Below are 10,365 nucleotides of genomic sequence, written 5' to 3' on the forward strand. Positions count from 1 at the left end.
ATCTCCTATAAAGATATTGAGTTTATGCTTTTTTGTTACCTAAATAGTTATCCGCAAGCACCGCAATTAAGATAACCAACGCTTTTGCTATCATTTGATAGTAAGATGAAACATCTAATAAATTCAGTGCATTATTTAAAAAACCGATAATCAATGCACCGATTAATGTACCCATAACACGACCTTTACCGCCCATTAAACTGGTTCCGCCGACAACGACGGCTGCAATCGCGTCTAATTCATAAGACACACCGGCTGTCGGTTGTGCTGAAGATAAACGTGCAGTGACGATCAATCCGGCAAGTGCGGATAAAAAGCCGCTCACTGCAAACACAAATATTTTAATTCTATTAACATTTATGCCTGATAGCTGCGTTGCATTTTCATTACCGCCTAAAGCATAAATATAGCGTCCGATTTTACAGTGTTTTAAAACATACCAAGCAACCGCAAATACAATTACCATTAACCAAATCGGCAAAGGAATACCCAATAAATAACCTGTACCTAAGTAAGCAAAGCTGTCTGCCGTTTCAGAAAATCCCGTACTAATCGGACGACCTTCAGTATAAACCATAGTCACACCACGTAATAAAGTCATGGTAACTAATGTGGCAATAAATGCCTGTACTTTGCCTTTTGCAACGATAAAACCGCTTACGCTACCCAAAAAAGTCCCCAATAATAGCGTTAACGGAATAACCATAAAAATGGATAACTCCATGCTAACTAATGAAGCGGCAACCGCACCGGTCAACGCAAGAATAGAACCGACGGATAAATCAATCCCTGCAATCAAAATTACAAAAGTCATACCTACTGCAATAATCGCATTTATCGACGTTTGACGTAAGATATTAAGAATATTATCAATACTGAAAAAGTCAGGATTAATCATTGATACAATAGCAATAAGTATCAACAAAGCAATAACTGAACGTTGCTCTAATAACATTTTTCCCAATTTAAATGATGATTTCATACAATTCCCTTAATTATGTTTCCCGAGTGCTGCGGCAAGTAATTTTCCTTGTGTTGCCTCTTCACGACTAAATTCAGCACTAATACGACCTTCGTGCATAACTAAAATCCGATCACTCATCCCAAGTACTTCCGGCATTTCAGATGAAACCAAAATAATACTTAATCCCTCTTGTTTAAATTTATTAATCAATTGATAGATTTCTTTTTTCGCACCAACATCAACGCCTCTGGTCGGTTCATCTAAAATAAGTACATCAGGACGAGTCATTAGCCCTTTAGCAATTGCCACTTTTTGCTGGTTGCCGCCAGAAAGCAAGCCTATTTGCTGTTCACGGTTTGGGGTTTTAATATTGAACAACTCAATAAAATCATCTACCACCATTTTTTCTGCTTGATGATTAATTTTTCCGGCTTTTGACAAATGATCCAAGGCGGTCAAAGACATATTTTCTTTTACAGACATACCCAAAATTAGTCCGTCGCCTTTACGATCTTCAGAAATATATACAATACCGTTTCTTAAACCGTCTTGAGGAGAATTATTAGAAATGACTTTATTATTTAACCGCACTTCACCTTTTTCTTTAGGCAAAGCACCATATAGCACTTTCATCAATTCAGTTCTACCAGCACCCATTAAGCCTGACACACCTAAAATCTCACCACTATATAGTTTAAAGCTCACATCACATATTCCGCTACCGAAAAGCTGATTTACTTCCAAACGAACAGAACCACGATCTTGTTCAACATGCGGATATTGCTCCTCTAAACAGCGACCAACCATCATCTCGATTAAACGATCTTCCGTGAGATCTCGCACCGCACTTTCACCAATAAACTGTCCATCACGTAATACTGTTACATCATCGCAAATTTCAAAAATTTCTTTGATCCGATGAGAAATATATACAATGCCACAATGTTGTTCTTTTAATTCACGAATAACGTTAAAAAGCGTTTCCGTTTCCGTATCTGTCAAGGCATCTGTCGGTTCATCCATAATGATCACTTTTGATTTAAAGCTCAACGCTTTTGCTATCTCAACCATTTGTTGTTCACCAATAGACAATTCCGAACAAAGCTGATCACTGCGAAATGACACACCCAAATGTGCTAATAATTTATCAGCCTCTCTGTACATTTTCTTCCAATCAATTGCTCCCCAAGAGGTTGTAAATTCACGCCCCAAAAAAATATTTTCAGCAACGGTTAAATTTGCAACTAAATTCAGTTCTTGGTGAATAATACTAATTCCTGCCGTTTCAGAATCCTTAGGTCCTTTAAAATTGACAACATCTCCTAAATATTCAATAGAACCGCTATCTTTGCTATAAATTCCGGTTAAAACCTTCATTAACGTTGATTTACCTGCACCATTTTCTCCCATAAGTGCCATTGCTCGTCCCGCATAAACAGATAAACAAGCATTACTAAGTGCTTTAACACCCGGAAAAGATTTATCTACACCGGTAATTTTGAGCAAGGTTTCCACTTGCATAAATACCTCTCTTCAACTGATTAAAACGGCACACCTGAATACAAAATAATATTGGCATACGGCGAGAATTCCCCTGTACGTACAGCAGCTTTACTCTCAGAACTTAATACTTTAAATTCTTCATGTTCCACATATTCAACGGCAATGCAGTTGCCTTGTTGTTCTGATAATTTTCTTAACGAATCTAAAAGTGCGTCATGAATTTGCGGATTTTTTTCTCTAATTTCTTTCGCCACAACAGCATGCTCCACAAACATCTCACTTATAACCACATCAACAGTTTGTAAAAAGGCGGGAACGCCTGCCTCCAACGCTAAATCAATACGTTCAACTTGATTTGAAATAGGCAATCCGGCATCACAAATAACCAAACTGTCTGTATGGCCTAACGTTGCAATATAATGTGATAAGCTCGCATTTAATAATTTTGTTTTCTTCATATTAATTTTCTCCCATTTTTCTGAAATTATTCAGAGAAAACATTGATAATTATCATCGAAACGTTTCGATTAAACAAAAAGTAGTTTAATGGAAAATTTCATAAAAAGAAAAAAGAAAACTGTAAAAATGTGAAGTGGATCAAAAAATTTATTTGAAGATCAAACATGCTGAATGTGAATCACTTCCGCCACTGTAACATCATCATGTTTAATTCTCCAACGAACATTAAATTCATACAGTGCCATACCATAAATTTTATGCAAATTTTTTCCTTTCTGATAGGCAGGTCTGGGATCTTGCTGAATAACTTCTCGAATAAAACGCTTCAAGTGCGGTCGTTTTTTTTCCAGTTTTTCCAGTGTTGCCTGCACCTCAGGACTAAATTCCACTCGCAATTCCTGCTTTGGCTTTTCTTGGGCAAATCCCGATCTTGCATTAGGTTCATTATCCGCATAGGCAATATAAGGTTTAATATCAAAAATTGGTGTGCCGTCAACCAAATCTACCGAGCCGAGATGTAACAAAACCTTTCCGTTTTTATATTCAATTTCACGAAGTTCTACTTTAGATAAACCCAAAGGATTTGGGCGATGTGTCGATCTAGAAGCAAAAACACCAATACGCTCATTACCTCCTAAACGGGGAGGTCGTACTGTAGGTTGCCATTTACCTGTCGGCACGTTGTCAAATTGAAAAATTAACCACAAATGAGAAAACTGCTCCAGTCCACGTACAGCCTCCGGACAATTAAACGGCGGAAGCAACTCCACAATACCTGTCCCGTCTTGAACTAAATTCGCTTGCCGAGGGACGGAAAATTTTTCTTTATACGGCGTATGAATGATTGCAATCGGCGTAAGATGAAGTAAAAATTTAGACATATTTTCCTTAAAACAGTTAAAAACTCATTAATAAAACAGTAGAATAACGCAAATTTACACGCTTGGTGAAAATTTCATTTTCTGTATCAATTATAATGTGGATATTATGGCAAATAATAGTGTCAAAATGTGGTTTGAAACAGCTAGACCCAAAACTTTACCTTTGGCTGCCGCCTCAATTATGACTGGCTCGGCATTGGCTTATTGGTCACAACAGTTCAGTTGGACAACAACTTTACTTTGTTTATTAACGACCTTGCTATTGCAAATTTTATCCAACTTTGCCAATGATTATGGAGATCATCAAAAAGGTTCCGATACACAAGAACGTATCGGACCGTTGCGTGCTATTCAACAAGGTGCTATTAACGCAAAACAATTAAAACAGGGACTTATTCTTGTTGTATTCTTGAGTTTGATTTCCGGCAGTTTACTGATTGTGAATGCTTATCAAACAATTGTTGATCTTGTTGCCTTTGCACTTTTGGGTTTACTCGCCATTCTTGCCGCAATTACTTATACCGTAGGTACAAAACCTTATGGTTATTTAGGTTTAGGCGATGTTTCGGTACTTATATTTTTCGGTCTGCTCGGTGTTGGCGGTACTTATTATCTGCAAACCCATCAGCTAAATTGGTTTATTTTTCTCCCTGCTACCGCAACAGGCTTATTAGCTACTGCGGTATTAAATATCAATAATTTACGTGATATTGAACAAGATAGAAAAGCGAGTAAAAATACCCTTGCAGTACGTTTAGGTGCTGAAAATGCACGTATTTATCATTGCATTATTCTATTGCTCAGTGCATTAAGTTATATTATTTTTGCCTTATACACATTTACACATTGGTCAAATTTTATCTTTATTCTTTCTTTTCCACTGCTGATCAAGCATGCACATTTTGTGTATCGCAATAAAAATCCGTTACATTTACGCCCAATGCTTGCACAAATGTCCTTACTTGCCTTGTTCACGAATCTATTATTCAGTTTGAGCTTGCTTGTAAACTAATATTGGTTATACTTAACAACTGTCCGAAATATAGAAGGAAAACCCTATGTATATTGATACTGCTGAACTTTGTGATATTTACCTCGATCAAATTGATGTTGTTGAGCCTATTTTTTCCAGTTTTGGCGGCAAAAGCACGTTCTTTGGGAAAATCACCACAATCAAATGCTTTGAAAACAATGGATTAATCAGTGAAATTCTCGAAGAAAATGGCGAGGGTCGAGTGCTATTAATTGATGGTGGCGGTGCGGTTCGCCGTGCATTAATTGATGCAAACTTAGCACAATTAGCGGCAGATAACGGCTGGGAAGGGATTATCGTATACGGAGCAATTCGTCAATTACAACAATTAGAAAACATAAATATCGGCATTCAAGCACTTGCACCTATCCCTGTCGGTTCAGATGAACAAAGCATAGGAGAAACGGACGTTCCGGTAAATTTTGGTGGCGTAACCTTCTTTCCTGATGACTATGTTTATGCAGATCTTACCGGCATTATTCTTTCTCAAGAGCCTTTAGATTTAGAAGAGTTTGATAGCTTATAATCACCATTCAGCACTAATTCCTACAAAAGTGCGGTTCAAAAGACCGCACTTTTTATTTTTTAGACATACCTCACAAAAAAAACAAAAGGTCGTTGCATTTTTTTTACCATTTGGTAACTTTCACTCAAATTCCCACCCCAAAATAGGGATAGTTCAATATTTTATCTAAGCAGGATAACCTTATGAGCAAAACAGTTTCTAAATCAATTTTTAACCAAAATGCGTTAATATTCATTCTTGATGTTATCGTTTTTTTTGTTCTACTTTATGTTTTACCCTTTGATGAAAAAGCAAATAAAGGACTGGCTTTATTAGTCTTTATTGCTGTGTTATGGCTAACTGAAGCACTGCATGTAACAGTAACAGCCTTATTGGTGCCGTTTATAGCAATTGCATTAGGCTTAGTCACAACAAAAACCGCTTTAGCTTCTTATTCAGCACCAACTATTTTCCTTTTCTTTGGAGGATTTGCCCTCGCTACCGCACTGCATATTCAAAAATTGGATAGAATGATCGCCAATAAAATAATGATGCTGGCAAAAGGAAATCTCTTTATTGGCGTCATTTATCTTTTCTCAATTACCGCATTTCTTTCTATGTGGATGAGTAATACTGCAACAGCTTCGATGATGTTGCCGTTAGCTATGGGTATTCTTAGCCAATTAGATAGAACGAAAGAACATAACACTTATGTATTCGTCTTATTAGGTATTGCCTACAGTGCGAGTATCGGCGGTATGGGAACTGTCATTGGTAGTCCGCCCAACGCAATTGTTGCTTCTCAATTGAAATTATCTTTCTCCGATTGGCTCTATTTCGGTTTACCTATCATGCTTATTCTTATGCCAATCATGATCGGTACTCTTTACATTATCTTTAAACCGAATCTCAAGGCGAGTTTCAAACAAAACTTTGAGAAAGTTGAGATGAATAATCAACGGATCATTACATTACTTATTTTCGTAACTATTGCATTTTGCTGGATATTTAGTGCCAAACTCAACCCAATGCTGTCATCTTTATTAGGGTTGGAAAAAAATATTGCCAGTTTTGACAGTGTCATCGCATTACTTGCCGCTATTGCCGTTTGCGTCAGCGGCGTAATTTCTTGGAAACAGTTACAAGATAATACGGATTGGGGCGTATTAATGCTTTTCGGTGGTGGTTTAACATTAAGTGCGGTATTACAAGACTCAGGTGCGAGCAAAGTTTTGGCTGACGGCATAGTCTTCATGATCGAAGGTGGGAACTTCTATCTTATCGGTTTATTAGTTGCCGCCTTTATCATTTTCTTAACTGAATTTACCTCAAACAGTGCAAGTGCGGCGTTATTAGTTCCTATCTTCATTTCTATTGCACGGTCACTTGGCATGCCTGAATTAGGTTTAGCATTGATCATTGGTTTAGGTGCCTCTTGTGCCTTCATGTTACCGGTTGCAACTCCGCCGAATGCAATTGTCTTTGGTACAGGCGAAATTAAACAAAAAGAAATGGTTCGTGCAGGTGTTGTCTTAAATATTATTTGCGTACTGTTTATCGGTACATTTGCCTATTTATTCTGGCTACATTGACCTTTTCGATATAACAAAATGAGCTTTTTTAAGTCCTAATTCACTTATCAAAGCTCATTTTTATTGAACTTCATAGTCTCGGTGTTTTTCTTCTAGCTTTTATGGCAGCTTACGCCCTTTGTGCATAATATAGGATTATTTCAAGTGCCATAACGAAATATCGCTTGATTTTCCTTTACTCGATCCTGCTTCCTGCGGATTTTTCAGCTTGAGCTTTAGGCGTTAAATTCTGATCATTTTTCATCGCTCCATAAAACAAAACCGCCATTGTAGGCGGTTTATGTTATACTATTCTACGGTTGGTCGGGTGTTGTAGTTAACCCGACTGGTACTCGGGTTAGCTATATCCTCCCAAATCTTACCGATCTAAGGAGGTGATTATGCGTGAAATTATTTAGATTGTTTTTAATCCTGGTAATTGTTCTGTTGCTAACTGCTGATACCCCTATCGCAAGATAGCAACCCAACCAAGGGGCGGACTTCGGTTCGTCCCTTTCTTGTATTGTATGCCTTATCATTCAAATTTTCAAGCCTACCGCCCTACGCTGTCGCTACGGTTGCTCAACCCTTGCGAACGTTGAAAGCAAGTTTCAACGACCGCAAGCGTTACGACTTTGTTTTTTTGTATAAGTTGTAGATCATTTGTTTTTGTTTCATCGTGAAAGTATCAAATTTATAGGTGTTTCCAGCAAGTTTGGCACAACTGTTGAGAAAGTTTATTTCCCACAAGGTTAATTTATTGCGGTGCTCATTGCTTAGTAATACTTCAATCCGCTTTAATGCCTTTTCGGTTGGTGTCATAGGCTCATTCCCTTATTTCGCTGTATTGTTGCTGTATCAAGGCGTTTTCGGCTCGTAAGCTCTCTAATTCTCTCGATAAAAACACCCATTCTGCATAACATATTCCCGAAAGTTATTTGTAATATTTAACATTTCTTTTACAATGCCAAGCACTCTTTTTTACCGCAACCCAATTTTTACTGAAAGGAGCTTTTATGTTGAAAAAAATAACATTTTTATTCACTGCTGTTTTGACAATAGCCGCCAACACACAAGCCTCAGCTCAAGCGAGTTTATTAGATCGCATTAACAACAAAGGAACGATTACTGTCGGTACAGAAGGAACTTACGCACCTTTCACTTACCATGACTCAACCGGAAAATTGACGGGATATGATGTTGAAGTTACTCGTGCAGTAGCTAAAAAATTAGGTGTAACCGTTGAATTTAAAGAAACACAATGGGATGCGATGCTTGCCGGTTTAAAAGCAGGACGTTTTGATTTGGTAGCAAACCAAGTCGCATTAACAACACCTGAACGTCAAGCCACTTTTGACAAATCTGAACCTTATAGTTGGTCCGGAGCAATGTTAGTAGCACGAGATAATGAAACTCGCATTAAACAAGTTGAAGATGTAAAAGGCTTAAAAGCAGCACAAACACTTAGCTCAAACTATGGTGAATTGGCACAAAAATACCAAGCTAAGATTGTTCCTATTGACGGCATGGCACAAGGCTTATTACTCATACAACAAAAACGAGCAGATATGACGTTTAACGATGCACTAGCCTTATTGGATTATTTGAAAAAATACCCAAATTCAGGTTTAAAACCGGTATGGGAATCTGAAGATAAAGTGGGGGCGGGTCTTATTGTCAATAAAAATAATGATGAAGCACTAGCAAAAATCAGTGCAGCTATCGAAGAATTACGCAACGATGGCACATTAAAACAATTAGGTGAACAATTCTTTGGTAGAGATATCAGTGTTAAATAATTTCCTTGCCTCATTGCCTTTTATGACTGAGGCAAGAGCAGAATTAGTCATAAATGGATTTTTTCCCATGGTCAAAGCGGCGGTATTAGTTTCAATACCGCTTGCTATCGTATCATTTATATTGGGAATGGTTATTGCGATTGCTGTTGCGTTAATTCGAGTGAGTCCGAGCCATAGCATTATCCATCGCCTCTTTTTATTTATAACAAAAATTTATATTTCAATTATTCGTGGGACACCAATGCTGGTGCAAATATCCATCGTTTTTTATGGATTACCTGCACTGGGGATTTTTATTGATCCTATTCCTGCCGCAATTATCGGTTTCTCATTAAATGTCGGTGCTTATGCTTCTGAAACGGTACGAGCGGCGATACAATCCGTCCCTAAAGGACAATGGGAAGCCGGTTACACAATCGGCATGACTTATATGCAAACTTTCCGCCGAATTATTGTACCGCAAGCATTTCGTGTTGCCGTTCCGCCTCTGAGTAATACATTTATCAGTTTATTCAAAGACACTTCATTAGCTTCGGTAGTAACAGTAACGGAAATGTTCCGAGTGGCACAACAAGTAGCAAATATGTCTTACGATTTCCTACCCGTTTATATTGAGGCAGCCCTGATTTATTGGTGTTTCTGTTTTGTCTTGTTCTTATGGCAAGCTCGCATAGAAAAAAAACTTGCTCGTTATGTTACTCGCTAACAAAGGATAAATGATGATTAAAATTCGTAATATTCATAAAACATTCGACAATAATCCTGTATTACGTGGAATTGATTTAGATATAGAAAAAGGTCAAGTTGTTGTCATCTTAGGACCATCAGGTTCAGGTAAAACGACTTTTTTACGTTGTTTAAATGCCCTTGAATTACCGGAACAAGGCACAATCGAATTTCACAAAGAAAATCCGCTGTATATTGATTTTACGGATAAACACATTCGCAAAAACATTTTACCGCTACGCAAAAAATCAGGCATGGTATTCCAACAATATAATTTATTTCCACATAAAACCGCATTAGAAAATATCATGGAAGGACCCGTTCAAGTACAACAACGCAAGCCTGATGAAGTACGCCAAGAAGCGGAAACGTTATTATGTAAAGTAGGGCTAATAGACAAAGCTAATCTCTATCCACACCAACTTTCCGGCGGACAACAACAGCGAGTTGGTATTGCACGGGCTTTAGCTATTCGACCTGAATTAATGCTGTTTGATGAACCTACCTCAGCACTGGATCCTGAATTAGTTCAAGATGTGTTAAACACGATGAAAGAGCTTGCTAACGAAGGTTGGACAATGGTCGTAGTCACGCATGAAATCAAATTTGCTTTAGATGTGGCAGATGTAGTGGTCGTTATGGATAAAGGCATTATTGTGGAACAAGGATCGCCAAAAACGTTATTTGAAAACCCACAACATGAACGCACTAAAGCCTTCTTACATCAAATCAGATTTAACTAAAAAATCCTTTTGTTTTTCATAATATTTAGGTTACAATAGTCGGCTCGATATATTATTTGTACATTACATATCACAGGAATAAAATGAGCCTACAGCCTACAGCCTACAGCCTACAGCCTACAGCCTACAGCCTACAGCCTACAGCCTACAGCCTACAGCCTACAGCCTACAGCCTACAGCC

At 37.8% G+C, this 10,365-nt stretch carries 10 protein-coding genes; 6 read left to right on the forward strand and 4 right to left on the reverse strand.

All coding sequences use genetic code 11. From position 1 onward, the window contains the following. Nucleotides 1-22: 22 nt before the first annotated feature. The 4 genes from rbsC to tsaA all read right to left on the reverse strand — a co-directional run bounded on the left by rbsC (nucleotide 23) and on the right by tsaA (nucleotide 3,807). Nucleotides 23-982, reverse strand: coding sequence for a ribose ABC transporter permease (gene rbsC, locus HNR69_RS04850; RefSeq protein WP_012341719.1), 960 nt, complete (start codon nucleotides 980-982; stop codon nucleotides 23-25). A gap of 9 nt (nucleotides 983-991) precedes the next feature. Continuing rightward, on the reverse strand, nucleotides 992-2,485 hold the full coding sequence (rbsA, locus tag HNR69_RS04855) for a ribose ABC transporter ATP-binding protein RbsA (protein ID WP_075293694.1): 1,494 nt from the start codon (nucleotides 2,483-2,485) through the stop codon (nucleotides 992-994). Nucleotides 2,486-2,505: 20 nt separating this feature from the next. Next, nucleotides 2,506-2,925 carry a D-ribose pyranase gene (gene rbsD / locus HNR69_RS04860; RefSeq protein WP_075293695.1) on the reverse strand — a complete coding sequence of 140 codons (420 nt, stop codon included), beginning with the start codon at nucleotides 2,923-2,925 and terminating at the stop codon, nucleotides 2,506-2,508. A 159-nt stretch (nucleotides 2,926-3,084) separates the two neighbouring features. Continuing rightward, nucleotides 3,085-3,807, reverse strand: a complete 723-nt coding sequence (gene tsaA / locus HNR69_RS04865) for a tRNA (N6-threonylcarbamoyladenosine(37)-N6)-methyltransferase TrmO (RefSeq protein WP_075293696.1) — start codon at nucleotides 3,805-3,807, stop codon at nucleotides 3,085-3,087. Between the two features lie 106 nt (nucleotides 3,808-3,913). Between tsaA and HNR69_RS04870 the strand changes: the two genes are divergently transcribed. The 6 genes from HNR69_RS04870 to HNR69_RS04895 all read left to right on the forward strand — a co-directional run bounded on the left by HNR69_RS04870 (nucleotide 3,914) and on the right by HNR69_RS04895 (nucleotide 10,184). Further along, on the forward strand, nucleotides 3,914-4,819 hold the full coding sequence (locus HNR69_RS04870; RefSeq protein ID WP_075293697.1) for a 1,4-dihydroxy-2-naphthoate polyprenyltransferase: 906 nt from the start codon (nucleotides 3,914-3,916) through the stop codon (nucleotides 4,817-4,819). A gap of 46 nt (nucleotides 4,820-4,865) precedes the next feature. Further along, complete coding sequence (gene rraA / locus HNR69_RS04875) at nucleotides 4,866-5,366, forward strand: ribonuclease E activity regulator RraA (protein ID WP_011608373.1); 501 nt, start codon at nucleotides 4,866-4,868, stop codon at nucleotides 5,364-5,366. 182 nt (nucleotides 5,367-5,548) lie between these two features. Further along, on the forward strand, nucleotides 5,549-6,937 hold the full coding sequence (locus HNR69_RS04880; protein ID WP_011608372.1) for a DASS family sodium-coupled anion symporter: 1,389 nt from the start codon (nucleotides 5,549-5,551) through the stop codon (nucleotides 6,935-6,937). A 995-nt stretch (nucleotides 6,938-7,932) separates the two neighbouring features. Beyond that, the gene (locus HNR69_RS04885; RefSeq protein ID WP_075293699.1) at nucleotides 7,933-8,715 is read left to right on the forward strand and encodes an amino acid ABC transporter substrate-binding protein; all 783 of its coding nucleotides are present in this window, start codon (nucleotides 7,933-7,935) and stop codon (nucleotides 8,713-8,715) included. A gap of 22 nt (nucleotides 8,716-8,737) precedes the next feature. Further along, the gene (locus tag HNR69_RS04890) at nucleotides 8,738-9,421 is read left to right on the forward strand and encodes an amino acid ABC transporter permease (protein ID WP_221265078.1); all 684 of its coding nucleotides are present in this window, start codon (nucleotides 8,738-8,740) and stop codon (nucleotides 9,419-9,421) included. Between the two features lie 13 nt (nucleotides 9,422-9,434). Next, a complete protein-coding gene (locus HNR69_RS04895; RefSeq protein WP_011608363.1) occupies nucleotides 9,435-10,184 on the forward strand; it encodes an amino acid ABC transporter ATP-binding protein in 750 nt (249 codons plus the stop codon). Nucleotides 10,185-10,365 lie beyond the last annotated feature (181 nt).

This window comes from Histophilus somni (assembly GCF_014202395.1).
Taxonomy (GTDB): domain Bacteria; phylum Pseudomonadota; class Gammaproteobacteria; order Enterobacterales; family Pasteurellaceae; genus Histophilus; species Histophilus somni.

Coding starts and splice junctions, on each gene's coding strand:
- rbsC (WP_012341719.1), bottom strand. CDS start 982: ATGAAATCATCATTTAAATTGGGAAAAATGTTATTAGAGCAACGTTCA.
- rbsA (WP_075293694.1), bottom strand. CDS start 2,485: ATGCAAGTGGAAACCTTGCTCAAAATTACCGGTGTAGATAAATCTTTT.
- rbsD (WP_075293695.1), bottom strand. CDS start 2,925: ATGAAGAAAACAAAATTATTAAATGCGAGCTTATCACATTATATTGCA.
- tsaA (WP_075293696.1), bottom strand. CDS start 3,807: ATGTCTAAATTTTTACTTCATCTTACGCCGATTGCAATCATTCATACG.
- HNR69_RS04870 (WP_075293697.1), top strand. CDS start 3,914: ATGGCAAATAATAGTGTCAAAATGTGGTTTGAAACAGCTAGACCCAAA.
- rraA (WP_011608373.1), top strand. CDS start 4,866: ATGTATATTGATACTGCTGAACTTTGTGATATTTACCTCGATCAAATT.
- HNR69_RS04880 (WP_011608372.1), top strand. CDS start 5,549: ATGAGCAAAACAGTTTCTAAATCAATTTTTAACCAAAATGCGTTAATA.
- HNR69_RS04885 (WP_075293699.1), top strand. CDS start 7,933: ATGTTGAAAAAAATAACATTTTTATTCACTGCTGTTTTGACAATAGCC.
- HNR69_RS04890 (WP_221265078.1), top strand. CDS start 8,738: ATGACTGAGGCAAGAGCAGAATTAGTCATAAATGGATTTTTTCCCATG.
- HNR69_RS04895 (WP_011608363.1), top strand. CDS start 9,435: ATGATTAAAATTCGTAATATTCATAAAACATTCGACAATAATCCTGTA.